Here is a 26,511-nt window from a genome sequence, read left to right on the forward strand (position 1 = left end):
CGGACAACTGCTCCCCTTGTGAGTGCGGGCGGGGGGACTCGAACCCCCACGTCCTTCCGGACAATGGCACCTAAAGCCATGGCGTCTGCCAATTCCGCCACGCCCGCAAGCGGGTGTGATCGTACCGCCTTTCTATGGCGGAGAACTTGTCGGTGCCCGCGAATACGTTGAGTCATGCGGTCACACGACGAATACGAAGCCGTGCACAGGCTCATTGCCGCCGGCATGAATGACTGCGCGATTTCGCGCGCAACCGGTATTCCACGGCCCACTATCCGCGACTGGAGGCAAGAGCGAGGTATCCGCCGACGACGGATGGATTCAGGTATCTGCGATCACGATTTCTCCGGATTGCCCGCGGCTCCCTACGCCTACCTCCTGGCCATGTACCTCGGTGATGGATGCATCTCGCGGGCTCGACAGGTCTGGAAACTGCGCATCGCACTCGACGCGAAGTACCCAGCCATCATCCAGCGGTGCCGCGACGCGATCGACGCGGTGATGCGAGGACAACGAGCGGCAGTCCAGGCCTGTGCCGGGAACTGGGTCGAGGTCAATCTCTACTCGGCGCATTGGCCATGCCTTCTACCTCAGCATGGCCCGGGCAAGAAGCACCTCCGCGCAATCCGCGGCCTCATCGAGAGTGACGGCTGTCGCGTGGTGGCCAACGACCGCGGCGTCGCCAGCGTGCGCTACCACTTCACTAATCACTCCGAAGATATCCGCGGCCTGTTCTGCTGGGCACTCGACATGCTGGGCATCCACTGGACGCAGAACAGCCGCTACATGATCGCCGTGTACCGCAAGGCCGACACCGCGCGGCTCGACGAGTTCATCGGACCGAAATGCTGATTACCAGTGGCAATGGCGATCGCGGTACCGTCTAAGCATGCCCACTACACAGCGTCGGAGATGGGCGCTGATAGCGCTCGTCATCGTCGCTGCCTGCGGCTGCCTTGCTCTGGGCTGGTGGCAGTGGACCCGCTACGAGTCGGCATCGGGCACTTTCCAGAACCTGGGCTACGCGCTGCAGTGGCCGTTCTTCGCCGGGTTCTGCGTGTACGCCTACCGCAAGTTCGTGGTGCTGGAGGCGGCGCCGCCCGAGCAGAAGTCGACCACCGACTTGACCGAGATTCCCGAGGGTCTGCTGCCGGAGCGTCCCAAGTCGGCCGAGGCCGACAAGGACTCCGACGACCCCGCCCTCCGCGAGTACAACGCTTACCTGGCCGAGCTGGCCAAGGGTGACAACGAGAAACAGGACAGGACCACCGCATGACCGCTCCCAACACCCCCGACGCCCCGATCGTGACGGCTCCTGTCGATCAGATCCGCAAGGCGCTGACGGGATACCGGGTGCTGGCGTGGGTGACGGGTCTGTGGCTGATCGCCCTGTGCTTCGAGATGGTGATGAAGTACGGCTTCGGCGATGAACGGTGGAACTGGATCGCGATCGTGCACGGCTGGGCCTACTTCATCTACCTGTTGTTCGCGGCCAACCTGGCGGTGAAGGTGCGGTGGCCGCTGGGCAAGACGGTGGGCATCCTGCTGGCCGGCACCATCCCGCTCCTCGGCATCATCGTCGAGCAGAAACAGACGAAGGCATTGAAGGCGCGCTTCGATCTCTGAGATCCGGCGCCGCCGCTTTCGGGATCAGCAGCGCCAGTAGCGCGGCGACGACGGCGGCGCAGGTGACGAACCCGAGCGCGAAGTGCAGGGCGTTCTCCGTCGGGATCTCCCGCCCGGCGTAGGCCATCGTCATACCGCCGAGGATCGCTCCGATCACCGCGCTGGACAGTGACGTTCCCAACGCCCGCGCCAGCGAGTTGATCCCGTTGGCTGCCGCGGTTTCCGACACGGGCACCGCGGCATTGATCAGCGCGGGCAGCGAGGAGAAGGCGAAGCCGACGCCGACGCTCACCACGATGTTCATCACCATGACCCCGGGCGCGCTGGTGACGAGCACGAATCCGGTGAGGTAGCCGGCGGCGACGATCAGGCAACCGAGCACCAGCGTGAACTTCGGGCCACGTCTGGCCGCCACCCGGGCCGCGATGTTGGAGGCGAACATCATCGCCAGGCCACCGGGGGCCATCCACAGCCCGGCGTGCAGGACGGATTAACCGAGGCCGTACCCGGTTTCGCGAGGCAGCTCGAGGATCTGCGGCGCCACCAGCGAGATGCCGTAGAGCGAGACACCGACGCCGACCGAGGCGATGTTCGTGGTCAGAACAGGCAGCCGCGCGGTGGTGCGGAGATCGACGATCGGTGACGGAAAACGCAGTTGCCACAGGCCGAACAGCGCGAGGATCACCGCGGAGGCACCGAACAGCGACACCGTCGTGGGGCTTGTCCACCCCCACGCGCCCCCCTTGGAGATCGGCAGCAACAAGCACACCAGCCCGGCCGCCAGCAGCAGCGCCCCGAGCGGATCGAAGCGGTCGCGGGCAGTCGCCGGGACATGCGGGACCATCGTCAGGAACACCACGACGCAAACCACACCGAGTCCGGTGGCGAACCAGAACAGCGCATGCCAGTTCAGGTTCTCGGCAATCACGGCTCCCAGCGGAAGACCAAGTGCGCCACCGACTCCGAGCGACGAGCTCATCATGCCCATCGCCGAGCCGACCCGATCGGCGGGCACACTCGCCCTGAGCACACTGATGCCCAGCGGGATGATCGGCATGCCGAAGCCCTGCAGTCCGCGACCGATGATCAGCGGCAACAGCGACGTGGACGTCGCCGCGACCAGAGCACCACACGTCAGTAGCACCGCACACACCACGAGAACCCGTTGTGGGCCGTACATGTCGCCGAGGCGCCCGAACATCGGTGTCGCGACCGCGGCCACCAACAAGGTGGCGGTGATGGCCCAGCTCGCATTGTCGGCACTGGTGTCGAGCAGGCGGGGCAGTTCCGGAATGACGGGAATCATCAGGGTCTGCATCAACGAAACGCCGATACCGGCCAGACAGAGCGCGGCGATCAGAACGCCGGGATGCGAAGACCGGGGCATCACCCGGACTCTACCTTAGATAGGCTATCGATTCTTTTGGGCCAGGTCCGCCAGGACCGGCAGCAGCTGCACCAAGGCGCGGCCACGATGTGACGCGGCGTCCTTCTCCGCCGGCGTCAGCTCTGCCGCCGAACGATCCGAACCCACGGGCACGAACACCGGGTCGTACCCGAACCCGCCGTCCCCGCGCGGCGCGTGGGCCACGGTTCCCGGCCACTCACCGCGCACCACGGTTTCGCCGTCTTGCCACACCAGAGCGCAGGCCGACACGAACGCCGCACCACGGCGGTCGGCAGGCACGTCGGCCAGCTGACCCAACAGCAGAGCCGTGTTGGCCGGATCGTCGCCGTGCCGGCCCGACCAGCGCGCCGACAGCACCCCGGGCATACCGTTCAGCGCATCCACGGAGATCCCGGAATCGTCGGCCACACACGGCAATCCGGTGGCGGCGAAACCGTCACGCGCTTTGGCCAGCGCGTTCTCCTCGAAGGTCGCGCCGGTCTCCGGAGCTTCGTCATACGGCGGGACATCGGCGAGCGACACCAGCTCGATGCCGGTGATACCCGCGCCGTCGAGAATGCGCTGTAGTTCGGCCAGCTTCTTGGCGTTTCGCGAGGCAACCAGGATCCGAGACATCCGCTGCGTCAGCTTCCGAACGCCTTCTTGGGGGCCGGCCCCTCCGGAAGCTCACCCGGGTACGGCAGCTCGAGGGCCTTCGACTGGATGGCGAACAGCTGGTCGCATGCACCCAGCGCGGCGTCGAGCAGCTTGTCCAGGGTGGAGCGCGGGAACGTCGCGCCTTCGCCGGTGCCCTGAACCTCGACGAGCGTGCCGGTGTCGGTGGCGACGACGTTCATGTCGACCTCCGCGCGCGAGTCCTCGGTGTAGGGCAGGTCGACGCGCACCCGGCCGTCGACCACGCCGACGCTCACCGCCGCGATGGCGCACGACAGCGGCCGGGGATCCGACAGCTTGCCCGCCGCGCCCAGGTAGGTGACGGCATCGGCCAACGCGACGTAGGCCCCGGTGATGGCCGCGGTGCGGGTACCACCGTCGGCCTGCAGCACATCGCAGTCGATGGCGATGGTGTTCTCCCCCAGCGACCGCAGGTCGATACAGGCTCGCAGCGACCGGCCGACCAACCGGCTGATCTCCTGCGTGCGACCGCCGACCCGGCCCTTGACCGACTCACGGTCGGAGCGGGTGTGCGTGGCCGCAGGCAGCATGGCGTACTCGGCGGTCAGCCAACCCAGCCCCGAACCCTTGCGCCACCGGGGCACACCTTCGGTGACGCTGGCAGTGCACATGACCCGGGTCTCGCCGAACTCGACCAACACCGAACCGGCGGGGTGCGAGGTGAATCCACGGGTGAGGACCACGGGCCGCAACTCGTCGTCACGGCGGCCGTCTTCGCGACTCGACATCAGGCAACCCTATCGGTGTCGCCGAGGCGGCGACGAAGGAGCCGGGGAGAGCGGGCACCGCTACAAAATGGTCGAGCCGGTGCGCCCGGACCCAAGGATCAGGCGACTCGGACGTCGAACGTCTCGCCGCACACCACGGCCCGCACCGGGCCGTCGAACTCCGCCTTGGCTTCACTGATGACGTCCTCGCGCGACGTCCACGGCGGGATGTGGGTCAGCAACAGCTCAGACACGTTGGCCTTCGTCGCGATCTGACCGGCCTCGGTGCCCGACAGATGGACGGCCTCGGGCCGATCGGGCGCGTGGGTCCACGATGCTTCGCACAGAAACACATCGGCGTCGCGGGCCAGCTCGATCACCGAATCACAGATCCCGGTGTCGCCGCTGTAGACCAGCACCGCACCGGACGAGTGGGTGAACCGCATGCCGTAGGACTCGGTGGGGTGTGACACCAGCCGCGGCTGCACCGTCAGCGCGCCGAACTCCACCGACTGCCCGTCGACCCACTGATGCACGTCGAAGATGTCGCTGAAATCGTCGACCTCGGTGCCCTCCGGCGACGATGCGCCGCCCAGCCGCGACCAGGTGTCACTCGGGCCGTACATCAACTTGCGCCCCACCGGCGGGTTCGGGTGATACCGCCGCCAGACGAAGAGGCCGGGTAGATCAAGGCAATGGTCCGCGTGCAGATGCGACAGCAGGATGTTCACCTCGCCCGGATCTGCGTACCGCTGCAGGGCGCCGAGCACGCCGCCGCCGAAATCGATCACCAGGGGCGGGGTGTCAGGGGCGTTGAGTAAGTACCCGGACGCGGGCGAATCAGGGCCCACCACACTGCCGGAGCAGCCGAGCACGGTGATTCGCACGGTCACTAGCTTGCCATGCCCGGTATCACCCCGATGAAAACATCACCGCATCGGATTCGCAGAAAATCAGCCTCGGGTGGCCGCGTGCCGTTGCACTGGAGCAACGCCGGTGACCGCTGGTCCGAGAAAACGCGCGGCCAATCCGGTGAACGCGTCAGGATCGCCGGTGGCCTCGAATTTGAGCGCCGCCGGGCCCTCCTCGTGAGGGCGCAGCAGATCCTGTTCGGTCAGCACCCGCAGCAGGTCCTTGGCGGTCTCCTCGGCACTGGACACCAAGGTCACGTGGTCACCCATCGCCAACTGGATGAGGCCGGACAGCAAGGGATAGTGCGTGCATCCCAGCACCAGGGTGTCGACATCGGCGCGCTGCAGCGGCTCGAGGTAACCCTCGGCGAGCCCGAGCACCTGCCGCCCGCTGGTGACTCCGCGTTCGACGAAATCGACGAACCGGGGGCAGGCCACCGCGGTGATCTCGGTGTCGCGCGCCGCGGCGAACGCATCCTGGTAGGCGTGCGAGGTGATGGTGGCCTGGGTACCGATGACGCCGATGCGCCCCGTGCGGGTGGTGGCGACCGCCCGCCGCACCGCGGGCAGGATGACCTCGATGACAGGGACGTCGTAACGCTCGCGGGCATCCCGAAGACACGCCGACGACGCTGAGTTGCAGGCGATCACCAACGCCTTGACCCCGCGGTCGACGAGGTCGTCCATGATGGCCAGGGCGTGGGCCCGGATCTGCGCGATGGACAGCGGGCCGTACGGCCCGTTGCCGGTGTCACCGACGTAGATCATGTTCTCGTCGGGCAACTGGTCGATGATCGACCGCGCGACGGTCAATCCACCGACGCCCGAGTCGAACACCCCGACCGGCGAGGACGGGTCGCTCACCGCGTCAGACGCTTGTTCTGTCGTGCTTCCCGTTCCGGCTTGGACAGCAGGTACGCCGCGATGACGCCCGCGACGGCACCGCACAGATGGCCTTGCCAGGACACTCCGAACGTCCCGGGCAGCACACCCCACAGGATGCCGCCGTAGACGAACAGCACGACAATGCCGATGGTGATCTGCACGGCACTGCGGACGAAGAAGCCGAACACCAACAGGAAGGTCAGCCAGCCGAAGATCAGCCCGGAGGCGCCGATGTGGTTGGTCTCGTAGGCCGACCCCAGGTCACCGATCAACCAGGTCCCCACCCCACCCAGGATCCAGATGATGGCGGTGGCCCAGACGAAGCGCGACATCCCGGCCAACGACACCAGGAACCCGAGCACCAGGGCCGGCGCGGTGTTGGCCACCAGATGCTGCCAGTCGGCGTGCAACAGCGGGGCGAAGATGATGCCTTTGAGACCGTCGGTCTCCAGCGGCCGAATCCCGTTGCGGTCCAGGGTGTGTCCCGACAGCTGATCCCACAGCTCGATGACGTAGAGCAGCACGACGAACGAGATGACCGTCGCGCCGCCCACCATCCAGGGTGGGCGTTTCTTCGGTTGTGGTTGCTGGGTGTATCCGAGTGGCTGGTTCACATGGACACCGTTGCGAAGATCAAGCCCATAGCTGCCCTTCCAAAGCGTCTTCGGCTTCGTCCAGGCTACCGGCGTACGCCCCGGTCGACAGATACTTCCAGCCGGCATCGCACACCGTGAACAGGATGTCGGCGCGCTCCCCCGCTTTGAGCGCCTTGGCGCCCATACCGAGCGCGGCGTGCAGGATCGCTCCGGTGGAGATCCCGGCGAAGATCCCTTCGACCTGCACCAACTCCCGGGTCCGTTTGACCGCTTCGAACGCGCCCACCGAATACCGGGTGGTCAACACCTCGGGGTCATAGAGCTCCGGCACGAAGCCCTCGTCGATGTTGCGCAGTGCGTACACCCCTTCGCCGTACCGGGGCTCGGCCGCCACGATCTGCACGCCTGGGACGTGCTCGCGCAGGTAACGGCCGGTGCCCATCAACGTCCCGGTGGTGCCCAGGCCCGCGACGAAGTGGGTGATCTCGGGCAGGTCGGCCACGATCTCCGGGCCGGTGCCGTAATAGTGCGCGTCGGCGTTCGCCGGGTTGCCGTACTGGTAGAGCATCACCCAGTCCGGATGTTCCGCAGCAAGCTTCTTGGCGGTGGCGACGGCAGTGTTGGAGCCGCCCTCGGCGGGGCTGAAGATGATCTGCGCTCCGTAGAGCTCCAAGATCTGACGCCGCTCGATGGAGGTGTTCTCCGGCATGACGCAGATCAGGTGGTAACCCTTGAGACGGGCGGCCATGGCCAACGAGATCCCGGTGTTGCCGCTGGTGGGTTCCAGGATGGTGTCACCAGGTTTGACCAGACCGTCCCGTTCGGCCTGTTCGATCATCCGCAGCGCGGGCCGGTCCTTGATGGACCCGGTGGGGTTGCGGTCTTCGAGCTTGGCCCACAACCGCACGTGCGGGCCTCCCCCAGTTGCCGGGTCCGAATCGTCCCACCGCGGCGACAGCCGCTGCAGCCCGACGATCGGGGTGTCACCAACGGACTCGAGCAGCGAGTTGTATCTCATGCCCCACCAGCGACAGCGGGCAAGATGGTGACCGAGTCGCCGTCGGAGATCGCGGTGTCCAGTCCGCCCGAGAAGCGCACGTCCTCGTCATTGACGTAGATGTTGACGAACCGGTGCAGCTTGCCGTTGTCCACCAGGCGCTCGGAGATCCCGGAGTAGTTGGCCTCGAGGTCGCTGATCACGGCCTGCAGGGTGGCACCGTCGGCGGTGACGCGCTTCTCACCGCCGGTGTGGGTGCGCAGGATCGTGGGGATCGACACGGAAACAGACATGGGTTGGGCCTTCCTAGTACTGACTGACGATGTTGACGGGTTCCTCGGTGACCACCCCGTCGAGGATCCGGTAGCTGCGCAGCTCGTGCTTTTCAGGGTCCCGGGTGGACACCAGCACGTAGTGGGCGTCGGGCTCGGAGGCATACGAGATGTCGGTGCGGCTCGGATATGCCTCGGTGGCCGTGTGGGAGTGGTAGATGACGACCGGGACCTCGTCCGCATCGTCCATGGCGCGCCACACTTTGAGCTGTTCCCCGGAATCGAATCGGTAGAACGTCGGCGAACGCTCCGCGTTCACCATCGGTACGTGCCGCTCCGGCCGGTCGGCCCCTTCGGGGCCCGCCAGGACACCGCACGCTTCGTCGGGATGATCGGCGCGAGCGTGCGCCACCATCGCGTCGACCAGGTCGGCACGGATCGTCAACAACTCTCAAACTCCCTCGTGAACATTCCCCGTCGCCCCGATACCGAACGCTCCGGGCAACATGCCACGGTAGGTCGGTATTCCGGCGATGGGCTCAGCGGCCAGCACTCCAGTGAGCACGGCCACAGCCAGACAGTCGGCCGCGGCGGCGCCGATGGCGGCCACCAATTTGGTCTCCGGTGACATGGAAGCCGGGGTGGCCGGGTCCGGCGGCACCTCGATGGCACCGGTGGCCAGCGCGAACACCGTGTCACCGTCGATGGGTGTGTGAGCCGGGCGGATGCTGTGCGCCAGACCGTCGTGCGCGGCGACGGCCATGCGCTGACAGGCCGCCGGGCTCAATGCCGCGTCGGTGGCCACCACCGCGATGGTGGTGTTGAGCGGCCCCTTCTCGCGGTCGAGGTCGGCGAGCGCGGCCACCTGCTCAGCCGGTGGTGTCACCAGGCCGAACGCCCTGATCAGATGCGCCATCCAGGGCAGCCCGGTCTCGGGGTCGACGACGTTGCCCGCCGCGTTGACGGCAACGACGGCGCCGACCGTCACGCCGAGTCCCGGCAGCGTCACCGATGCGGTTCCCAGACCGCCTTTGAGAACCCCGGCGCGGGCTCCGACGCCGGCGCCGGCGGTGCCCAGTTCGAAATCGATCCCGGCGGCCGCCGCGGCGGCATAGCCGAATTCAGCGGTGGGACGGCACTGCCAGCCCCCCACCGGCAGATCGAAGATCACCGCCCCGGGCACGATCGGCACCACACCGCCGTCCATGGCGACACCGCGGCCCTGCTCCTCGAGCCAGTGCATCACGCCATCGGCAGCGGCCAGCCCGTACGCGCTGCCACCGGTGAGCAACACAGCGTCCACGTAGCGCACACTGTTCGCCGGTTCCAGGAGGTCGGTCTCCCGGCTGCCGGGAGCCCCGCCGCGCACATCGACGGCCCCGACCGTGCCGGGTGGGGTGACGATCACGGTGGTGCCGACGGCCCAGCCGGATCCGAGCGTGGCGTCGGGATCGAGTTTGTGGTGGTTGCCCACCAGGATGCCGGCGACGTCGGTGATCGACCCCGTCATCGCGTGCTCTTGCCCATCAGGCTCAGCACCAGATACTCCTGCAGCACGGTCAGCCATTGATAGACGTCCAGGTGCCCGGCCATCGGATGACCCGGCGGCAACGAGTCGGGCCCGCCCGGACCGATGTCGAGCATGGTGCCCAGCGCCAGCCGGACGTCGTTCACCGAGGCCACCCACGCGAACGCGTCGTCCTCGGAGAGCTCGAAGCGACCGCCACCCTGCGGGCAGGTGTCCAACAAACGTTGCGCTGCTTGACGTTTCGCGTCGATGATGTCCGGTTCATGCAGGCTGCGCAGCGCGCTGTTCAAACTCTCGGCGGCCGCCGAGCCGGCCGGGTGGTCGTTCTGCGGACGGAAGAAGTCCGGCAGCAGACGTCCCAGCGTGGCGTCCTCGGGGGCTGCGGTGTGTCCGGTGCGCATCCCGGTGATCTGTTCGAGTTCGTCGCTGGGCGACGACGATTCCCGCTCGTCGAGCATGCCCACCAGCGAGGTCACCATGTTCTGCAGCAACGCGGCTTCATGCGGGTCGAGGGCGGACCGAAACCGGGGACCGTCAGCGGTGTCCACTCGCTTCCATTTGCGCACCGTCCGTCAGCGGTCCTGCTGCATGGTGGCCCACAGCCCGGCGGCGTGCAGCTTCGAGACGTCGACCTCCATGGATTCCCGCGTGCCCGACGACACCACCGCCTTGCCCTCGTTGTGCACCTGCAGCATCAACTCGGTGGCTTTGGGTTCGGAGTACCCGAACAGCTTCTGCAGGATGTAGGTGACGTAGTTCATCAGGTTGACCGGGTCATCCCAGACGATCGTCACCCAGGGCCGTTGTGTCGAATCCACGGTGTCGCCATGCCGCTGCCCGACAGACCCCGGTTTGGTCGATGCTGGCGAAGCCATGGCTATGAGGATACCGAGGGCGGCAGGCGCGGGTAACCGGCCTCACGGACACGCTTGTGATACCCGTAAACGGGAACCGGCGCTCGGACGTTAGCGTAATGGCCGTGACGGTGGCGCTGCTGACCGACAAGTACGAGCTGACCATGCTGTCGGCTGCGCTGCGCGACGGTACAGCGCAACGCCGAACCAGCTTCGAGCTGTTCGCCCGCAGGCTGCCCCCGGGTCGCCGCTACGGCGTGGTCGCGGGCACCGGCAGGTTCCTGGAGGCGTTGGCGGAGTTCACCTTTGACCAACAGGCCCTCGATCTGCTCTCGGAGTTCCTCGATCCCGACACGCTGCTGTATCTGCGTGACTTCCGGTTCACCGGCGACATCGACGGCTACCCCGAGGGCGAGCTGTACTTTCCGGGCTCGCCCGTGCTCTCGGTCCACGGCAGCTTCGCCGAATGCGTGCTGTTCGAGACGCTGGCGCTGTCGATCTTCAATCACGACGCCGCCATCGCCTCGGCCGCCGCCCGGATGGTCAGCGCCGCCCAGGGCCGAACCCTCATCGAGATGGGCTCGCGGCGCACCCACGAACGTGCGGCCGTGGCCGCTGCCCGCGCCGCCTACATCGCCGGGTTCGACGGCTCGTCGAATCTGGAGGCCCAGCGGGTGCACGGTGTGCCGGCGCTGGGCACCAGCGCACATGCCTTCACCATGCTGCACACCACCGCCCAGGGTTCCGACGAGCTGGCTGCCTTCCGCGCCCAGGTCGCCGCACTGGGCGTGAGCACCACCCTGCTGGTGGACACCTACGACGTCACCACCGGTATCGAGAACGCCATCGCCGCGGCCGGCACCGAGCTGGGAGCGGTGCGCATCGATTCCGGTGACCTGGGTGTGCTGGCCCGGCAGGCGCGGGCACAGCTCGACGCGCTGGGCGCCACCAACACCAGGATCGTGCTGTCGGGCGATCTCGACGAATACTCCATCGCCGCGCTGCGCGCCGAGCCCGTCGACAGTTACGGCGTCGGCACCTCACTGGTCACCGGCTCGGGCGCCCCCACCGCGGGCATGGTGTACAAGCTGGTCGAGGTCGACGGTATCCCGGTGCAGAAACGCAGCAGCCACAAGGAATCCCATGGCGGTCGCAAACAGGCGGTCCGCTACGCCAGGTCGTCGGGCACCATCGTCGAAGAAGTGATCTTCCCCGCGCACACTCCGCCCGCCGACGTCGAGGAAGGCCGGTTGCTGACGGTGCCGCTGGTCCGCGGCGGCGACGTCGTGGCGTCCACCGAGCTGGCCGAGGCCCGTGCCCGCGTGGCCGCCGGACTGACCAGCATTCCGTGGGAGGGCCTCAAACTGTCGGCGGGTGAGCCGGCCATCTCGACCCGGGTCGTCGCACCCTGAGCACGCTCGATGTGACCGAGCTGCTGGCGCTCGCGGTATCCGCCCTCGGAGGGACTGAGCGCAGCGGACAGGTCGAGATGGCCGAGGCGGTGTCGCGCGCCTTCGACAAGGGCGAACACCTGGCCGTGCAGGCCGGGACCGGAACCGGGAAATCGCTGGCCTACCTGGTGCCCGCGCTGGCCAAGGCCGCCGACGAGCGTGGTCCGGTGGTGGTCTCCACCGCCACCATCGCCTTGCAGCGCCAGCTGGTCGACCGGGATCTGCCCCGGCTCAGCGCCGCGCTGGCCGAGTCGCTGCCACGGGAGCCGAGTTTCGCGCTCTTGAAAGGCCGCTCGAACTACGTGTGCCTGAACAAGATCCACAACGGTTCCGCGGGCACCGATGCCGACACCCCGCCGCAGGAACTGCTGTTCGAACCCATGGCGGCCTCCGCCCTGGGCCGCGACGTCGCCCGGCTCACCGAGTGGGCGTCGGAGACCCGCAGCGGCGACCGCGACGAAGTGAAACCCGGTGTGTCCGACCGGGCCTGGGCGCAGGTCAGCGTGTCGGCCCGGGAGTGCATCGGCGCGCAGCGGTGCCCGTTCGGCACCGAGTGCTTCTCCGAAAAAGCCCGTGGCCAAGCCGGTTTGGCGGATGTGGTGGTGACCAACCACGCGCTGCTGGCCATCGACGCGATCGCCGATGCCGCCGTGCTGCCCGAGCACGAGCTGCTGGTCGTCGACGAAGCCCACGAACTCGTCGACCGAGTGACCGGTGTGGCCACCGGTGAGTTGACCTCCGCCGCTCTGGGCGCCGCGACGCGGCGCGCCACCCGCCTGGTGGGCCCCGAACTGACCTCGCGACTCGAAGCGGCGGCGGCCGTGTTCTCCTCGGCGATCCACGACACCGAACCCGGCCGGATGGATCACCTCGATGACGAACTCGCGACGTATCTGACGTCGTTGCGCGATGCCGCCAGCGCCGCGCGGCAGTCGATCGACCCGGCACCGCGGGATCCGCAGGCCGCGGCCGCGCGCACCGAGGCAGTCGCCGCGCTGACCGAGATCGCCGACACCGCAACCAGAATCCTCACCTCGTTCGAGCCGCCGCTGACCGAGCGGCTGGACATCGTCTGGCTCGACCGCGAGGACAACCGGGGTTCGGTGCGTTCCATCCTGCGGGTGGGCCCGCTGTCGGTGGCCGGTCTCCTGCGCACCCGGTTGTTCTCCCGGTCCACGGCGGTGCTGACCTCGGCCACCTTGACGCTGGGGGGCAACTTCCAAGCGATGGCCGGCGCGTGGGGGCTGGCCGGCGACGAGGCGCCGAAGTGGCGGGGACTGGACGTGGGATCGCCGTTCGAGCACGCCAAGTCCGGCATCCTCTACATCGCCAAACACCTGCCGCCACCGGGTCGCGACGGTGTGGGATCCGCCGAGCAACTCGACGAGATCGAAGGCCTGATCACCGCACTGGGCGGTCGCACCCTCGGGCTCTTCTCATCCATGCGTGCCGCCCGCGCCACCGCCGAGGCCATGCGCGAGCGGCTCGACACCCCGGTGCTGTGCCAGGGCGAAGAGGGTATGTCGGCACTCATCGAACAGTTCGCCGCTGATCCGGCGACGTCGCTGTTCGGCACGCTGTCGCTGTGGCAGGGCGTCGACGTGCCGGGGCCGTCGCTGTCGCTGGTGCTGATCGACCGCATCCCGTTCCCGCGCCCCGACGACCCGCTGCTGACGGCGCGCCAGCGCGCCATCGGAGCGCGAGGTGGCAACGGGTTCATGGCGGTGGCGGCCAACCACGCCGCGCTGTTGCTGGCCCAGGGAGCAGGCCGGCTCCTGCGGCGCGCCGACGACCGCGGCGTCGTCGCCGTCCTGGACTCGAGGATGGCCACCGCCCGCTACGGCGGGTACCTGCGCGCGTCGCTGCCTCCGTTCTGGACCACCACCGACCCCGGCGCCGCCCGGCAGGCGTTGAGCCGGCTGCGCGCGAGTCTCGACAGCACCACGGGCTGACCCGCTCCCGCACTATCCTGGCGAACACCGGACGGGGCAACCCCGGATGTGTTCACGCGAGAGGTGGCCCATGCGCCTGCGACGACCCCGCACACTCGTATCGGCCGGCGCCGTCCTTGCCGTCACGGCGGCGCTCACCTCCTGCTCCACGACGTTGGAGGGCACTCCGGTCTCGGTGTTCGCCGACCCGTTCCGCGTCGCTGGCCTGCCGGCCGTCGACGGCCCCTCCGGTCTGCGCCCCGACGCCAAGGAACCGACCCGCGATGTCGAGGGCACCGACGGCGGGGACATCGACGAGGTCGCCGGCCAGTCCATCAGCGATATCGAGGAGTACTGGAACAGCGTCTACAGTGACGTCTTCCCCGGGGAGTTCCGTCCGGTGTCGGCCCTGATCTCCTGGGACGCCGACGACTACGACGGCACTTTCTGCGACCTGGAAACCTATGGATTCGTCAACGCGGGTTTCTGTTCGATGGACCGCACCATCGGCTGGGATCGCGGAGTGCTGTTGCCGTCGTTGCGCCGCGCAAACGGCGACATGGGCATCACCATGGTGCTGGCCCACGAGTACGGCCATTCCATCCAGCGTCAGGCCAAACTGAACAAACGCGGCACCGCCGTCCTGGTCGGCGAACAGCAGGCCGACTGTTTCGCGGGCTCGTACATGCGCTGGGTCGCCGAGGGCAATTCCTCCCGGTTCTCGTTGAGCACCGGTGACGGCTTGAACAATCTGTTGGCCGGCATCATCACGTTCCGCGATCCGCTCCTCACCGAAGACGACCTCTACAGCGGCGGCGACGAGCACGGATCGGCGTTCGAGCGGATCTCCGCCTTCCAGTTCGGTTTCAGCGACGGGCCCTCCGCGTGCGCCAACATCGACGCCAAGGAGGTGGCGCAGCGACGCGGCGAGCTGCCGGTGCAGCTGCAGGGCGGCCAAACCGGCGAATGGCCGGTCTCGGAGGAGTCGGTGCGCACGCTGGTGGATGCCCTGACCATCCTGTTCCAGCCGACCAACCCGCCCGCGCTGAGCTTCGACGCGGAGTCGGCGAAGGACTGCGAAGACGCCCGGCCCAGCCCGCCGGTGTCGTACTGCCCGGCCACCAACACCCTTGCCGTCGATCTGCCGGAACTCGAGGCGATCGGCACCCCGAGCGGCGACGACGAGTTCTCGGCAGCACTGTCGGGCGACAACACCGCCTACTCGATCCTGATGTCGCGGTACATGATGGCCGTGCAGCGCGAGCACGGCGGGCTGGTGCTCGACAACGCCGCCGCCGGGCTGCGGACGGCGTGCCTGACCGGCGTGGCCACCACCAAACTCGCCGAGCAGGTGAAAACCTCCGACGGGAACACCTTCGCCCTCACCGCGGGCGATCTCGACGAAGCGGTGGCGGGACTGTTGACCAACGGTCTGGCCGCCGGCGATGTCAACGGCGAGTCGGTTCCGGCCGGCTTCTCCCGCATCGACGCGTTCCGGATCGGCGTCCTCGGTGACCAGGACCGCTGTATGCGGCGGTTCCCCTAAAGCGGCAGGCGGACAACAAATCCCGACTCCAGCGCCACCCAGGGCGCTCCGTCGGCGTCGACGGCCAAGCCGTGGGGCTCACTGCCTGCGGGCAGATCGAACGTCGTGATCTCACCGTCGCCGGTGACGCGGGCCAGCTGATCGGCACCCCACAGACTCACCCAGACACCGTCGACCATGTCGGCCACCACGGCGTGCGGTTTGCCCGGAAGGTCGATCTCCTGGATGGCCTCGTGCAGTGGGATGCGGCCGAGTCTGCCGGCGCGGATCTCGGTGAACCACACCGCATCGTCGTGGGTGGCCGTGATCCCGACCGGTCCGGCGTTCGGGGTCGGCAGTTCACGCACGGTGGATTTCCCGGTACGCGGATCCACTCGCGCCACCGCATTTCGCTCGTTGAGCGTGCACCACAGCGCATTGTCCGGGCCGGTGATCACCATCGAGGGCATCCCACCGAGGTGGGCCTCGTCGGTGACCTCACCCTCGGTCGTGACCCGCCCGAGAGTGCCGCGCGTCATCGTGGTGAACCACAGCGCCGAGTCCGGCCCGACCGTCAGCCCGAAAGGCCCACTGCCGTCCGGTAATTCGACAAAACGCAACTCACCTGACGCGGTGATGCGGCCGATCCGGTCGCTGCCGGCGCAGGTGAACCACATCGCCCCGTCCGGTCCCGCCGTGATGATCGACGGCTTGCTACCCGGCGCCACCGGGAACACGGTCGGGTTTCCGGCCCTGTCTATCCGGGCCACCGAGCCGCTGTGCACCAACGTCACCCACATCGACCCGTCGGGGGCGGCCGCCAGCGCATACGGTCCGCCGTCGACGGCGACCGTCAGAGCTGTGCTCATCGAGCCAGCGTGACCAGGCCGAGCTCGCTGTCGCCGGCCAGCAGATCGTTGTGCGGCAACACGCGGACGGTGTAGCCGACGGAACCGGCCACCGGAAGCGGCGTGGTGGTGGCGAACGTCGCCGAGCTCTCCACACCACCGACGTCGGAGCTGCTGACGTGCGTCATCACCACGGTGATGGGATCGATGAGCGTGTCGCCGGTGTCGACACGGCCGAGCACCGCCTGGACCACCACCTCATCCGGGCGCAGCCCGGCCAGCTGGACCACCGCCGTCAGCGTCAGCTGCGAACCCAGCAGCGGGGTGTCGGGCAGCCCGCTGCTGTCGACGTCGGTGATCTCGACATGCGGCCACGCCTTCTGCACACGGTCGCGGAAATCGGCCAGCTTGCGGGCCGTCCCGTATGCCTCTCCCCCGGCAGGTTCGATGGTGCGCCGCAACGATGCCGCCGCCGGAATGTAGTACTTCTCGGTGTAGTCGCGCACCATCCGGGAGGCCAGCACCTTCGGGCCCAGAGCCTGCAGGGTGTGGCGCACCATCTCGACCCACCGCCCCGGCACTCCGGAATGGTCGCGGTCGTAGAACTTCGGGGTCACCGACTCGGCCAGCAGCCGATACAGTGCCGCCGCTTCCAGGTCGTCGCGACGGTTGTCGTCGATGATGCCGTCGGCGGTGGGGATCTCCCAGCCGTTCTCGCCGTCGAACCACTCGTCCCACCAGCCGTCGCGGATCGACAGGTTGAGCCCACCGTTGAGCGCGCTCTTCATGCCCGACGTGCCACACGCTTCGAGGGGCCGCAGAGGATTGTTCAGCCACACGTCGCAGCCCCAGTACAGCAGCCGTGCCATCGACATGTCGTAGTCCGGCAGGAAGGCGATCCGGTGCCGCACCTCGGGCCGGTCGGCAAACCGCACCACCTGCTGGATCAACGCCTTGCCGCCGTCGTCGGCGGGATGCGATTTGCCCGCGACGATCAACTGCAGCGGCCGGGTGTCGTCGAGCAGCAGCTGTTCCAGCCGCTGCGGATCCCGCAGCATGAGTGTCAGCCGCTTGTACGTCGGAACCCGTCGGGCAAACCCGATGGTCAGCACGTCCTTGTCGAATGCTGTTGCGATCCAGCCTAATTCGGCCTCCGAAGCGCCACGCTCCAACCAGGAGCGCCGCAGCCGGGCCCGGACGTCGTCGATCAGCAGCGCCCGCAGCTGAGACCGGATCCACCACAGGTGGCCCGGATCCACCTGCTGCAGCCGCTTCCAGGTGTCCGGCTCGCTGAGTGAACCCAGGTCGTCTGTCCCGAGCAGTTCACGGCCCAGCTCGAGCCACTGCGGGGCCGCCCAGGTGGGCCCGTGCACACCGTTGGTGATCGACCCGATCGGCACTTCGCGCGGGTCGAAACCCGGCCACAGTTCGTTGAACATCTCCCGGCTGACGCGGCCGTGCAGCAGCGACACACCGTTCGCTCGTTGCGCCAGGCGCAACCCCATATGGGCCATGTTGAATTTCGACGGATCGTCCTCGGCGCCGAAGGACAGGATCTGCTCGAGCGTCACCCCGGGCAACAGCGGCGCGGCAACGTCATCGGCGAAGTACCGGCTCACCATGTCCGTCGGGAACCGGTCGATGCCGGCCGGGACGGGGGTGTGCGTGGTGAAGACGGTACTGGCCCGCACCACGGCCAGCGCGGTGCCGAAGTCCAGCCCGGAACCGCTGATGTACTCGCGGATGCGCTCGGCAGCCAGGAACCCGGCGTGACCCTCGTTCATGTGGAAGACCTCGGGTGCGGGCAGCCCTTCCACCCGGGTGAACGCGCGGATGGCGCGCACCCCACCGATGCCGGCGAGGATCTCCTGCTTGATGCGATGCTCCTGGTCACCGCCGTACAGCCGGTCGGTGGTGCCGCGCAGGTCGTGGTCGTTCTCGGGGATATCGGAGTCGAGCAGCAACAGCGGGATGCGACCGACCTGCGCAATCCACACCCGGGCGTGCAGTTGCGCGCCGTCGGGCAGCGCCAGCGACACCAGCACCGGCGCGCCGCCGTGTTCGGTGAGCAACCGCAACGGCAAGCCGGCGGGATCCACCGACGGATACGTCTCGTGCTGCCAGCCGTCGGCGGTCAGCGACTGCCGGAAGTAGCCGGAGCGGTAGTACAGGCCGACCGCGATCAGCGGCAGACCCAGGTCGGAGGCGGATTTCAGGTGATCGCCGGCGAGGATCCCCAGGCCGCCGGAGTAGTTCGGCAGCACCTCGGCCACCCCGAACTCCATCGAGAAGTACGCGATTCCGGCCGGCAGCGCAGCGTCCGACGAGTCCTGTTGCTGCTGATACCACAGCGGGCGGGTGAGGTAGTTGTCCAGATCGGCGGCCAGCGCGTCGAGTCTGTGCAGGAACGACCCGTCGCCGGCCAGTTCGTCGAGCCGCGCCGGGGTCACCGACCCGAGCAGGGCAACTGGATCACCGCCGCTGCGCGACCAGAGTTGCGGGTCGATGCTGGCGAACAGCTCCTGCGTCGGGGTGTGCCATGACCAGCGCAGGTTGACCGACAGCTGTTCCAGCGCCGATAACCGATCAGGCAGATGAGCACGGACCGTGAACCGTCGGAGAGCCTTCACGTAGCCCCACCTTACTGAGCGAGCGCCGCGCCTTGTGAGCAACACAGCGGATTGCGCCCCTCCCTTCGGCGGTGCGCGGACACTACGGTTGAGGTGGACGCGAAGTGGTTAACCGAAGTACCAGTCAGGACGACAGAGACGGCAATTCACCGCGCGGCCCCGCCGCGCCCTAGACGCCTAGAGGAGAGCTCGGGTGCCCGGTCGCATCGAGATCGACGACGTCCAGCCAGTTATATCCGGCGGGAAATTCCCGGCAAAAGCCGTGGTGGGAGAGGTTGTGCCGGTGTCCGCCACGGTGTGGCGCGAAGGTCATGACGCCGTGGCCGCCACCTTGGTGGTGCGCTATCACGGCACCTCGTATCCGCAGTTGGTCGCGGGTCCTACCCCGAGCGCGCAACCGGTAGAGCCGATCCCCATCGACCAGATCGTCTCCCCGTCACCGCGGGTCAAGCCCCAGCGCCTGCCCATGTCGGCCGGGCGCACACCGGACGTGTTCCACGGGCAGTTCGTTCCGGACGCGGTGGGCCTGTGGACCTACCGGGTCGACGGGTGGGGTGACCCCATCGCGACCTGGCGCAAAGCCATCACCGCAAAGCTCGACGCCGGCCAAGGCGAAGCCGAGCTGTCCAATGACCTGCTGATCGGCGCCAAACTCCTGGAGCGCGCCGCCGCGGGTGTCCCGCGCCAGGATCGTTATCCGTTGATCCAGGCCGCCACCAAGCTGCGCGAACCCGGCGACCCGTTCGTGCGCGCCGCTACCGCACTGTCGGCGGATGTCACCGCCCTGCTCGAGACCTACCCGCTGCGCGAACTGTTGACCCGCGGCGACCAGTACGGCGTCTGGGTCGACCGCAGCGACGCCCGGTTCGCGTCCTGGTACGAGTTCTTCCCGCGTTCCACCGGCGGCTGGGACGCCGACGGCAACCCCGTACACGGAACCTTCACCACCGCCATCAAGGCACTTCCGCGTATCGCCAGGATGGGTTTCGACGTGGTGTACCTGCCGCCCATCCACCCCATCGGCAAGGTGCACCGCAAAGGCCGCAACAACACCGTCACCGCGGCCCCGGGCGACGTCGGCTCACCATGGGCGATCGGCAGCGACGAAGGCGGGCACGACGCCGTGCACCCGGACCTGGGCACCATCGATGACTTCGACGAATTTGTCGCCGCCACAAATGATCTCGGCATGGAGGTAGCCCTCGACCTGGCGTTGCAGTGCGCGCCCGACCACCCGTGGGCCAAGGATCACCGGCAGTGGTTCACCGAACTGCCCGACGGCACCATCGCCTACGCCGAGAACCCGCCGAAGAAATACCAGGACATCTATCCGCTGAACTTCGACAACGACCCGGCCGGCCTCTACAACGAGGTCTTGCGGGTGGTGAAGTTCTGGATCGACCACGGCGTGAAGACCTTCCGAGTGGACAACCCCCACACCAAGCCGCCGGACTTCTGGGCGTGGCTGATCGGCCAGGCCAAAGCCTACGACCCGGACATCCTGTTCCTGGCCGAGGCGTTCACCCGGCCGGCGCGGCTGTACGGCCTGGCCCGGCTGGGTTTCACCCAGTCGTACAGCTACTTCACCTGGCGCACCGCCAAGTGGGAGCTCGCCGAATTCGGCAAGGAGGTCGCCGCCCGCACCGACGAAGCCCGGCACAACATGTTCGTCAACACGCCGGACATCCTGCACGAGAGCCTGCAGCACGGCGGCCCCGGCATGTTCGCCATCCGGGCGGTTCTCGCGTCGACCATGAGTCCGGTGTGGGGCGTGTACTCCGGCTTCGAGTTGTTCGAGCACCAGCCGGTTCGGGAAGGTAGCGAGGAGTACCTGGACTCCGAGAAGTACGAACTGCGGCCCCGCGATTTCGACGCCGCGCTGGCCGAGGGTCGGTCGCTGGAGCCATTCATCGCCCGGCTCAACGAAATTCGTCGCATCCATCCGGCACTGCGCCAGCAGCGCACCATCCACTATCACCACATCGACAACGACGCGCTGCTGGCCTACAGCAAGTTCGACCCCGAGACCGGCGACACCGTACTGGTGGTGGTGACCCTCAATCCGTTCGGGCCTGAGGAAGGCACCCTGTGGTTGGACATGAGCGCTCTGGGTATGGAGGACTACGAGCGATTCTGGGTCCGCGACGAGATCACCGGAGAGGAATACCAATGGGGTCAGGGCAACTATGTCCGCATCGACCCGGCCAGGGCAGTCGCGCATGTGCTGAACATGCCGCTCATTCCGCCCGACAAGCGCGCAGTTCTGCTGCGGCGCGAGTGAAAGGAGCGTCACGATGACTCACTCGGGAACCCAGAAAGACACCGTCAGCAAGCATCTGGCACCGGATCCGTCTGATCTGGACCGGCTGGTGTCCGGTACCCATCACGACCCGCACGCCCTTCTGGGCGCGCACGAATACGGCGACCACACCGTCATCCGGGCATTCCGGCCGCACGCCACCGACGTGGTGGCGGTCATCGGAGGTGTGCGATATCCGTTGCAGCACATCGACTCCGGGCTCTTCGCGGTGGCTCTGCCGTTCGCCAACCTGATCGACTACCGGCTCGAGGTCAGCTATCAGTCCTCCGACGGCGGTATCGACACCCATCTGATCGCCGACGCGTACCGGTTCCTGCCCACCTTGGGTGAAATCGATCTGCACTTGTTCGCAGAGGGCCGCCACGAACGCCTGTGGGAGGTGCTGGGCGCGCACCGCCGCTCGTTCACCACCGCCGACGGCACCGTGGACGGGGTGTCGTTCGCCGTCTGGGCGCCCAACGCCAAGGGTGTCAGCTTGGTCGGCGATTTCAACCACTGGGACGGCCAGCAGGCGCCGATGCGTGTCCTGGGCTCCACCGGTGTGTGGGAGCTGTTCTGGCCCGGTTTCCCGGAGGAGGGCTTGTACAAGTTCCGGATCCGCGGCGCCGACGGCAGTGTCACCGACCGTGCCGATCCGATGGCGTTCGCCACCGAGGTACCGCCGCAAACCGCTTCGAAGGTGTACACCAGCGGCTACTCCTGGTCCGATGAGGACTGGATGACCCAGCGCGCCACGGTCAACCCGGTGTTCGAACCGATGAGCACCTACGAGGTGCACCTGGGTTCCTGGCGTCCCGGGCTGAGCTACCGCCAATTGGCCGACGAGCTCACCGAGTACGTGGTCGAACAGGGATTCACACACGTGGAGATGCTTCCGGTGGCCGAGCACCCGTTCGGCGGGTCCTGGGGCTACCAGGTGACGTCGTATTACGCACCGTCGTCGCGGTTCGGCGCGCCCGACGATTTCCGCTATCTCGTGGACCGGCTGCACCAGGCCGGCATCGGCGTCATCGTCGACTGGGTGCCCGCCCACTTCCCCAAGGACGCGTGGGCGCTGGGCCGATTCGACGGCACCCCACTCTATGAGCACGGCGACCCCCGTCGGGGGGAGCAACTTGATTGGGGCACTTACGTTTTCGACTTCGGCCGAGCCGAGGTGCGTAACTTCCTGGTGGCCAACGCCTTGTACTGGCTGCAGGAATACCACATCGACGGGCTGCGGGTGGATGCCGTCGCCTCGATGCTCTACCTGGACTACTCCCGCCCCGAGGGCGGCTGGTCGCCGAACAAATACGGCGGCCGGGAGAACCTCGAGGCCGTGCAATTCCTGCAGGAGATGAACGCCACGGTGCACAAGCTCACCCCGGGCATCGTCACCGTCGCGGAGGAGTCGACGTCCTGGCCCGGTGTCACCAGGCCGACCAATCTCGGCGGCCTGGGCTTCTCGATGAAGTGGAACATGGGCTGGATGAACGACACCCTGGCGTTCATCAGCCGCGACCCGATCTACCGCAGCTACCACCATCACGAGATGACGTTCTCCATGCTGTACGCGTTCAGCGAGAACTACGTCCTTCCGATCAGCCACGACGAGGTGGTTCACGGCAAAGGCACGCTGTGGGGCCGGATGCCCGGCAACGATCACGTCAAAGCCGCCGGCCTACGCACCCTGCTGGCCTACCAGTGGTCACACCCGGGCAAGCAGCTGCTGTTCATGGGCCAGGAATTCGGCCAGCGTGCCGAATGGTCCGAGGAGCGCGGCGTCGACTGGTACCAGCTCGACGAGCAGAGCTTCTCCACCGGCATCCAGGCATTGACCCGGGACCTCAACGGCATCTACAAGAGCCACCCCGCGCTGTGGACGCAGGACACTCAGCCGGAGGGCTACTCCTGGATCGATGCCAACGACTCGGGTAACAACGTGCTGAGCTTCCTGCGGTTCGGTAAGGACGGCTCGACGCTGGCGTGCATCTTCAACTTCTCCGGCTCCGAGCACAGCCAGTACCGGCTCGGACTGCCGTTGGCCGGACGCTGGCGTGAGGTGCTCAACACCGACGCCACCATCTACAACGGGGGCGGCGCAGGCAACATGGGCGGGGTGGACGCCACCGCCGATCCGTGGCACGGCCGGCCCGCCTCTGCGGTGCTGGTGTTGCCGCCCAACTCGGCGTTGTGGCTCGAGCCGGAGCGGCCCGAGTAGCCGATATCAGTACAGGGCGTTGGCCAGCTTGCGGCGCCCGGCGATGACATCCGGGTCCGCGGGGTCGAACAGGTCGAACAACTCGATCAGTCGAGTCCGCACCCGGGTGCGGTCGTCGCCGAAGGTGGCCCGCACCAGTGCCGTGAGACGGTCGAAAGCGCCACTGACGTCCTGGCTGAGCACCTGGACGTCGGCGGCAGCGAACGCCGCGTCGATATCCGAGGGCGCCGCGTCGGCGAGTGCCACAGCGTTCTGCGGATGTGCGGTGGCGCGGGTGAGGAAGTCGATCTGGCGCACCGCGCCTTTGGCTTCGACGTGGCCTGGATCGTTGTCCAGGATGGCCTGGTAGGCGGTCTTGGCGGTGGCGAAATCACCGTTTTCGAGTGCTTCGCGCGCCGACGCCAGAGCCGGGTCCACTTCCTCGGGCTCACCCTCGGCGCCGCCGCTGAGCTTCCCGGCGGTGGCACTCAGCAGCGAGTCGATCCACTTGCGCAGCTGATCAGGCGGCTGCGAACCCTGGAAGCTGGCCAGCGGCTGGCCGGCTGCCAGCGCCACCACAGTCGGGACGGCCTGCACACCGAACGCCTGGGCCACCCGCGGCGTGGTGTCGACGTTGACGGTGGCCAGCGCCCACTTGCCGCCGTCCTGTGCGGCCAGGCCGGAGAAGTCCTCCACCAGCTGCACCGAGGAGTCGCTGCGCGGAGTCCAGAGCACGACCACCACCGGCACCTCGTTGGACCGCACCAGCACGTCGGACTCGAAGGTCGCCTCGGTGACCTCCGTACCCGGCGGCGAGCCCGCGGAGGTGCCGTCTGCGGCGCCTGCGGCGGGCTGCTGTGCCCGCTGCTTGAGCCCCGACAGGTCAACTGCCCCGGCCATCGACGCGGCAAATGCGGCCCCGGCCGGGGGGCGCCCAGGAGATCCAGGTCTCGTCACGCCCTCAAGTCTGTCACGTCGCCTCGGGTGCGGGCCGCGCTGGTCCGCCCGGCGCAACGCTGCTCCGGACGGCTGGGGCGTCGCCCAGCCGAGCCGTCTTGTCAGCCCATATGAGGAAGATCACACTGCCCAGCGGCACGATGCTTCCCAGCAACGCCAGCAACCATGTGCCGATGCCCCATTTGTAGGCGATCCCGGCGAACAGCGCGGCGACCAGGAAGGCGACGAAAACACCGCCGTGCACCGGCCCGAAGATCTTCACGCCGATCTCGGTGCGGGGGGATCCGACGTACTTGAAGAACATCCCCACCAGCAATCCGACCCAGCTGACGGCTTCCAGGAGAGCCACGAGCCGGAAGCGTCCTGCCGTGGACCGAAGATCATAAGCGCTAGACATGGCCCCTATTGTGCCTGACCGGCGCGCTGGCTACTACGCCACGTCGTACGAATCGGTGCCGTAGGTCAGGGCGCCCGCAGGATCAGGGCGTCCCCTTGGCCGCCGGCCCCGCACAGCGCCGCGACGGCGTACTTACCGCCGGTGCGCTTGAGTTCGAGCGCCGCATGCAGGGTGATCCGGGCGCCCGACATCCCGATCGGGTGCCCCACCGCAATGGCGCCGCCGTTGGTGTTCACCTTGTCCAGGCTCACGCCGAGTTCCCTGGCCGAGGCCAACGACACCGCCGCAAACGCCTCATTGATCTCGATGACGTCAAGCTCCTCGATACTGATGCCCTCCCGGGCCACCGCCTTCTTGATCGCATTCGCCGGCTGGCTCTGCAACGTCGAGTCCGGACCCGCCACCACCCCGTGGGCGCCGATCTCGACCAGCCACTCCAGGCCCAGCTCCTCGGCCTTGGCCTTGCTCATCACCACCACGGCGCAGGCACCGTCGGAGATCTGCGACGCCGACCCGGCGGTGATGGTGCCGTCCTTGCGGAACGCCGGACGCAGGCCCGACAGCGACTCGGCGGTGGTGTTGGCGCGGATGCCCTCGTCCTCGGTGAACTCGATGGGATCACCCTTGCGCTGCGGAATCGACACCGGCACCACCTCGTCGGCGAACACCCCGTCCTTCCACGCCGCCGCGGCGCGCTGATGAGACCCGGCCGCGTACTCATCCTGCTCAACGCGGGTGAATCGATCCTGATCATTGCGCTGTTCGGTCAGCGCCCCCATCGGCTGGTCGGTGAACACGTCGTGCAGGCCGTCGTAGGCCAGATGGTCCAGCACCGTGACGTCGCCGTATTTGTATCCGGCCCGGCTGTCCATCAGCAAGTGCGGCGCCTTGGTCATCGACTCCTGCCCACCGGCGACCACCACCTCGAACTCCCCGGCCCGAATCAGCTGATCCGCCAGTGCAATCGCATCGATGCCCGACAGGCACATCTTGTTGATCGTCAACGACGGGACATCCCAGCCGATGCCGGCCGCCACCGCGGCCTGGCGCGCCGGCATCTGCCCGGCCCCGGCCGTCAACACCTGGCCCATGATCACGTAGTCCACCAGCCCGGCATCCACCCCGGCTCGCTCCAAGGCGCCCTTGATCGCCACCGCACCCAGGTCAGACCCCGAAAAATCTTTCAACGCCCCCGACAGTTTGCCGATCGGGGTCCGCGCTCCAGCAACGATCACCGACGTCGTCATAAAGTCCTCCAGAGTGGATGTGAATGGCCGATCGGGCCACCGGCAGGTGTGTGATCCTGCTGAAAAGGTTACCTTTGCGTTATGACCACCGAGCAGCTAGATACCCAGTCCGTCCTGGGCACCACGACGCCTTCTGCCCTGGTCACCGCGATCGATCACGTCGGCATCGCGGTCCCGGACCTGGCGGAGGCCAAGAAGTGGTATCACGACCACCTCGGCATGATCGTCCTGCACGAGGAAGTGAATGAGGAGCAGGGCATCGTCGAGGCCATGCTGTCGGTGCGGGGCGCCCCCAAGGGCAGCGCCCAGATCCAGCTGATGGCGCCCATCGACGACTCGTCGACCATTGCGAAGTTCCTCGACAAGAAGGGCCCGGGCCTGCAGCAGCTCGCCTACCGCACCAGCGACCTGGACACCCTCTCGACACGTCTGCGCGACCAGGGTGTGCGGTTGATCTACGACGCTCCGCGGCGCGGTACCTCGAACTCCCGCATCAACTTCATCCACCCCAAAGACGGTGGCGGCGTGCTCATCGAGCTCGTCGAGCCGGCCGCGGATTCACACTAG

At 67.5% G+C, this 26,511-nt stretch carries 27 protein-coding genes and 1 tRNA gene; 9 read left to right on the forward strand and 19 right to left on the reverse strand.

Annotated features, from left to right (window positions below; all coding sequences use genetic code 11):
* Window positions 1-23 precede the first annotated feature (23 nt).
* Window positions 24-107: transfer RNA gene (locus AC3A6P_RS33100), tRNA-Leu, on the reverse strand.
* A 67-nt stretch (window positions 108-174) separates the two neighbouring features.
* Here AC3A6P_RS33100 and AC3A6P_RS33105 point away from each other — a divergent pair.
* The 3 genes from AC3A6P_RS33105 to AC3A6P_RS33115 are packed head-to-tail and all read left to right on the forward strand — an operon-like array spanning window position 175 to window position 1,626.
* The gene (locus AC3A6P_RS33105; RefSeq protein WP_487696625.1) at window positions 175-852 is read left to right on the forward strand and encodes a hypothetical protein; all 678 of its coding nucleotides are present in this window, start codon (window positions 175-177) and stop codon (window positions 850-852) included.
* 37 nt (window positions 853-889) lie between these two features.
* A complete protein-coding gene (locus AC3A6P_RS33110; RefSeq protein ID WP_487696626.1) occupies window positions 890-1,276 on the forward strand; it encodes a hypothetical protein in 387 nt (128 codons plus the stop codon).
* Window positions 1,273-1,626: a DUF3817 domain-containing protein gene (locus AC3A6P_RS33115; RefSeq protein WP_487696627.1), complete on the forward strand. Its 354-nt coding sequence runs from the start codon at window positions 1,273-1,275 to the stop codon at window positions 1,624-1,626. Before AC3A6P_RS33110 ends, AC3A6P_RS33115 begins: the two co-directional genes overlap by 4 nt.
* Here AC3A6P_RS33115 and AC3A6P_RS33120 read toward each other — a convergent pair.
* The 13 genes from AC3A6P_RS33120 to clpS all read right to left on the reverse strand — a co-directional run bounded on the left by AC3A6P_RS33120 (window position 1,574) and on the right by clpS (window position 10,480).
* On the reverse strand, window positions 1,574-2,092 hold the full coding sequence (locus tag AC3A6P_RS33120) for an MFS transporter (RefSeq protein ID WP_487696628.1): 519 nt from the start codon (window positions 2,090-2,092) through the stop codon (window positions 1,574-1,576). The genes AC3A6P_RS33115 and AC3A6P_RS33120 overlap by 53 nt on opposite strands.
* Before the next feature lie 24 nt (window positions 2,093-2,116).
* A complete protein-coding gene (locus tag AC3A6P_RS33125; protein ID WP_487696629.1) occupies window positions 2,117-3,013 on the reverse strand; it encodes an MFS transporter in 897 nt (298 codons plus the stop codon).
* 24 nt (window positions 3,014-3,037) lie between these two features.
* Window positions 3,038-3,649: an RdgB/HAM1 family non-canonical purine NTP pyrophosphatase gene (gene rdgB, locus AC3A6P_RS33130; protein WP_487696630.1), complete on the reverse strand. Its 612-nt coding sequence runs from the start codon at window positions 3,647-3,649 to the stop codon at window positions 3,038-3,040.
* Between the two features lie 8 nt (window positions 3,650-3,657).
* Window positions 3,658-4,437, reverse strand: coding sequence for a ribonuclease PH (gene rph / locus AC3A6P_RS33135; RefSeq protein ID WP_487696631.1), 780 nt, complete (start codon window positions 4,435-4,437; stop codon window positions 3,658-3,660).
* Window positions 4,438-4,535: 98 nt separating this feature from the next.
* Window positions 4,536-5,309, reverse strand: coding sequence for a cyclic nucleotide-degrading phosphodiesterase (locus AC3A6P_RS33140; protein ID WP_487696632.1), 774 nt, complete (start codon window positions 5,307-5,309; stop codon window positions 4,536-4,538).
* A 60-nt stretch (window positions 5,310-5,369) separates the two neighbouring features.
* Window positions 5,370-6,191, reverse strand: a complete 822-nt coding sequence (gene murI, locus AC3A6P_RS33145) for a glutamate racemase (protein WP_487696633.1) — start codon at window positions 6,189-6,191, stop codon at window positions 5,370-5,372.
* Window positions 6,188-6,769, reverse strand: coding sequence for a rhomboid family intramembrane serine protease (locus AC3A6P_RS33150; protein WP_487696663.1), 582 nt, complete (start codon window positions 6,767-6,769; stop codon window positions 6,188-6,190). Before AC3A6P_RS33150 ends, murI begins: the two co-directional genes overlap by 4 nt.
* A gap of 76 nt (window positions 6,770-6,845) precedes the next feature.
* Window positions 6,846-7,826 (reverse strand): cysteine synthase, encoded by a 981-nt coding sequence (locus tag AC3A6P_RS33155; RefSeq protein WP_487696634.1) that lies wholly within the window; start codon window positions 7,824-7,826, stop codon window positions 6,846-6,848.
* The gene (locus AC3A6P_RS33160) at window positions 7,823-8,098 is read right to left on the reverse strand and encodes a MoaD/ThiS family protein (protein WP_487696635.1); all 276 of its coding nucleotides are present in this window, start codon (window positions 8,096-8,098) and stop codon (window positions 7,823-7,825) included. Before AC3A6P_RS33160 ends, AC3A6P_RS33155 begins: the two co-directional genes overlap by 4 nt.
* A 13-nt stretch (window positions 8,099-8,111) precedes the next feature.
* Window positions 8,112-8,525: a M67 family metallopeptidase gene (locus tag AC3A6P_RS33165; protein WP_487696636.1), complete on the reverse strand. Its 414-nt coding sequence runs from the start codon at window positions 8,523-8,525 to the stop codon at window positions 8,112-8,114.
* A 3-nt stretch (window positions 8,526-8,528) separates the two neighbouring features.
* Window positions 8,529-9,587, reverse strand: coding sequence for a P1 family peptidase (locus AC3A6P_RS33170; protein ID WP_487696637.1), 1,059 nt, complete (start codon window positions 9,585-9,587; stop codon window positions 8,529-8,531).
* Complete coding sequence (gene aosR, locus AC3A6P_RS33175; RefSeq protein WP_487696638.1) at window positions 9,584-10,171, reverse strand: oxidative stress transcriptional regulator AosR; 588 nt, start codon at window positions 10,169-10,171, stop codon at window positions 9,584-9,586. The genes AC3A6P_RS33170 and aosR overlap by 4 nt, the downstream gene beginning before the upstream one ends.
* A 6-nt stretch (window positions 10,172-10,177) precedes the next feature.
* On the reverse strand, window positions 10,178-10,480 hold the full coding sequence (gene clpS, locus AC3A6P_RS33180; RefSeq protein WP_487696639.1) for an ATP-dependent Clp protease adapter ClpS: 303 nt from the start codon (window positions 10,478-10,480) through the stop codon (window positions 10,178-10,180).
* A gap of 98 nt (window positions 10,481-10,578) precedes the next feature.
* On the opposite strand from clpS, the gene AC3A6P_RS33185 reads away from it, so the two are divergent.
* From AC3A6P_RS33185 to AC3A6P_RS33195, 3 genes are all read left to right on the forward strand, one after another.
* Window positions 10,579-11,871: a nicotinate phosphoribosyltransferase gene (locus AC3A6P_RS33185; protein ID WP_487696640.1), complete on the forward strand. Its 1,293-nt coding sequence runs from the start codon at window positions 10,579-10,581 to the stop codon at window positions 11,869-11,871.
* An 11-nt stretch (window positions 11,872-11,882) separates the two neighbouring features.
* Window positions 11,883-13,862: an ATP-dependent DNA helicase gene (locus AC3A6P_RS33190; protein WP_487696641.1), complete on the forward strand. Its 1,980-nt coding sequence runs from the start codon at window positions 11,883-11,885 to the stop codon at window positions 13,860-13,862.
* 70 nt (window positions 13,863-13,932) lie between these two features.
* Window positions 13,933-15,387, forward strand: coding sequence for a neutral zinc metallopeptidase (locus AC3A6P_RS33195; RefSeq protein WP_487696642.1), 1,455 nt, complete (start codon window positions 13,933-13,935; stop codon window positions 15,385-15,387).
* Here AC3A6P_RS33195 and AC3A6P_RS33200 read toward each other — a convergent pair.
* Window positions 15,384-16,235: a virginiamycin B lyase family protein gene (locus tag AC3A6P_RS33200; RefSeq protein WP_487696643.1), complete on the reverse strand. Its 852-nt coding sequence runs from the start codon at window positions 16,233-16,235 to the stop codon at window positions 15,384-15,386. The two genes, AC3A6P_RS33195 and AC3A6P_RS33200, sit on opposite strands and share 4 nt — an antisense overlap.
* Window positions 16,232-18,844, reverse strand: a complete 2,613-nt coding sequence (gene glgP / locus AC3A6P_RS33205; protein WP_487696644.1) for an alpha-glucan family phosphorylase — start codon at window positions 18,842-18,844, stop codon at window positions 16,232-16,234. Before glgP ends, AC3A6P_RS33200 begins: the two co-directional genes overlap by 4 nt.
* Before the next feature lie 193 nt (window positions 18,845-19,037).
* On the opposite strand from glgP, the gene AC3A6P_RS33210 reads away from it, so the two are divergent.
* Complete coding sequence (locus AC3A6P_RS33210) at window positions 19,038-21,125, forward strand: alpha-1,4-glucan--maltose-1-phosphate maltosyltransferase (RefSeq protein ID WP_487696645.1); 2,088 nt, start codon at window positions 19,038-19,040, stop codon at window positions 21,123-21,125.
* Between the two features lie 13 nt (window positions 21,126-21,138).
* Window positions 21,139-23,364: a 1,4-alpha-glucan branching protein GlgB gene (glgB, locus tag AC3A6P_RS33215; RefSeq protein WP_487696646.1), complete on the forward strand. Its 2,226-nt coding sequence runs from the start codon at window positions 21,139-21,141 to the stop codon at window positions 23,362-23,364.
* Between the two features lie 6 nt (window positions 23,365-23,370).
* Here the strand turns inward: glgB and AC3A6P_RS33220 are convergent, their stop codons facing one another.
* From AC3A6P_RS33220 to AC3A6P_RS33230, 3 genes are all read right to left on the reverse strand, one after another.
* Window positions 23,371-24,300 carry a tetratricopeptide repeat protein gene (locus tag AC3A6P_RS33220; protein ID WP_487696647.1) on the reverse strand — a complete coding sequence of 310 codons (930 nt, stop codon included), beginning with the start codon at window positions 24,298-24,300 and terminating at the stop codon, window positions 23,371-23,373.
* Between the two features lie 13 nt (window positions 24,301-24,313).
* The gene (locus AC3A6P_RS33225) at window positions 24,314-24,697 is read right to left on the reverse strand and encodes a DUF3817 domain-containing protein (protein WP_487696648.1); all 384 of its coding nucleotides are present in this window, start codon (window positions 24,695-24,697) and stop codon (window positions 24,314-24,316) included.
* 65 nt (window positions 24,698-24,762) lie between these two features.
* Entirely contained in the window at window positions 24,763-25,944 is a 1,182-nt protein-coding gene (locus AC3A6P_RS33230; protein WP_487696649.1) for an acetyl-CoA C-acetyltransferase, read from the reverse strand.
* An 81-nt stretch (window positions 25,945-26,025) separates the two neighbouring features.
* On the opposite strand from AC3A6P_RS33230, the gene mce reads away from it, so the two are divergent.
* A complete protein-coding gene (mce, locus tag AC3A6P_RS33235; RefSeq protein ID WP_487696650.1) occupies window positions 26,026-26,511 on the forward strand; it encodes a methylmalonyl-CoA epimerase in 486 nt (161 codons plus the stop codon).

The organism is Mycobacterium sp. Soil_C_30 (assembly GCF_057656995.1).

Excerpts from the sequence above, each read along its gene's own strand:
- AC3A6P_RS33105 (WP_487696625.1), top strand. The coding sequence starts at position 175 with ATGCGGTCACACGACGAATACGAAGCCGTGCACAGGCTCATTGCCGCC.
- AC3A6P_RS33155 (WP_487696634.1), bottom strand. The coding sequence starts at position 7,826 with ATGAGATACAACTCGCTGCTCGAGTCCGTTGGTGACACCCCGATCGTC.
- rph (WP_487696631.1), bottom strand. The coding sequence starts at position 4,437 with ATGTCGAGTCGCGAAGACGGCCGCCGTGACGACGAGTTGCGGCCCGTG.
- rdgB (WP_487696630.1), bottom strand. The coding sequence starts at position 3,649 with ATGTCTCGGATCCTGGTTGCCTCGCGAAACGCCAAGAAGCTGGCCGAA.
- AC3A6P_RS33195 (WP_487696642.1), top strand. The coding sequence starts at position 13,933 with ATGCGCCTGCGACGACCCCGCACACTCGTATCGGCCGGCGCCGTCCTT.
- AC3A6P_RS33185 (WP_487696640.1), top strand. The coding sequence starts at position 10,579 with ATGGCCGTGACGGTGGCGCTGCTGACCGACAAGTACGAGCTGACCATG.
- AC3A6P_RS33110 (WP_487696626.1), top strand. The coding sequence starts at position 890 with ATGCCCACTACACAGCGTCGGAGATGGGCGCTGATAGCGCTCGTCATC.
- AC3A6P_RS33115 (WP_487696627.1), top strand. The coding sequence starts at position 1,273 with ATGACCGCTCCCAACACCCCCGACGCCCCGATCGTGACGGCTCCTGTC.
- AC3A6P_RS33150 (WP_487696663.1), bottom strand. The coding sequence starts at position 6,769 with ATGGTGGGCGGCGCGACGGTCATCTCGTTCGTCGTGCTGCTCTACGTC.
- AC3A6P_RS33230 (WP_487696649.1), bottom strand. The coding sequence starts at position 25,944 with ATGACGACGTCGGTGATCGTTGCTGGAGCGCGGACCCCGATCGGCAAA.
- clpS (WP_487696639.1), bottom strand. The coding sequence starts at position 10,480 with ATGGCTTCGCCAGCATCGACCAAACCGGGGTCTGTCGGGCAGCGGCAT.
- AC3A6P_RS33225 (WP_487696648.1), bottom strand. The coding sequence starts at position 24,697 with ATGTCTAGCGCTTATGATCTTCGGTCCACGGCAGGACGCTTCCGGCTC.
- AC3A6P_RS33125 (WP_487696629.1), bottom strand. The coding sequence starts at position 3,013 with ATGCCCCGGTCTTCGCATCCCGGCGTTCTGATCGCCGCGCTCTGTCTG.
- AC3A6P_RS33160 (WP_487696635.1), bottom strand. The coding sequence starts at position 8,098 with ATGTCTGTTTCCGTGTCGATCCCCACGATCCTGCGCACCCACACCGGC.
- mce (WP_487696650.1), top strand. The coding sequence starts at position 26,026 with ATGACCACCGAGCAGCTAGATACCCAGTCCGTCCTGGGCACCACGACG.
- AC3A6P_RS33200 (WP_487696643.1), bottom strand. The coding sequence starts at position 16,235 with ATGAGCACAGCTCTGACGGTCGCCGTCGACGGCGGACCGTATGCGCTG.
- AC3A6P_RS33120 (WP_487696628.1), bottom strand. The coding sequence starts at position 2,092 with ATGGCCCCCGGTGGCCTGGCGATGATGTTCGCCTCCAACATCGCGGCC.
- AC3A6P_RS33170 (WP_487696637.1), bottom strand. The coding sequence starts at position 9,587 with ATGACGGGGTCGATCACCGACGTCGCCGGCATCCTGGTGGGCAACCAC.
- glgB (WP_487696646.1), top strand. The coding sequence starts at position 21,139 with ATGACTCACTCGGGAACCCAGAAAGACACCGTCAGCAAGCATCTGGCA.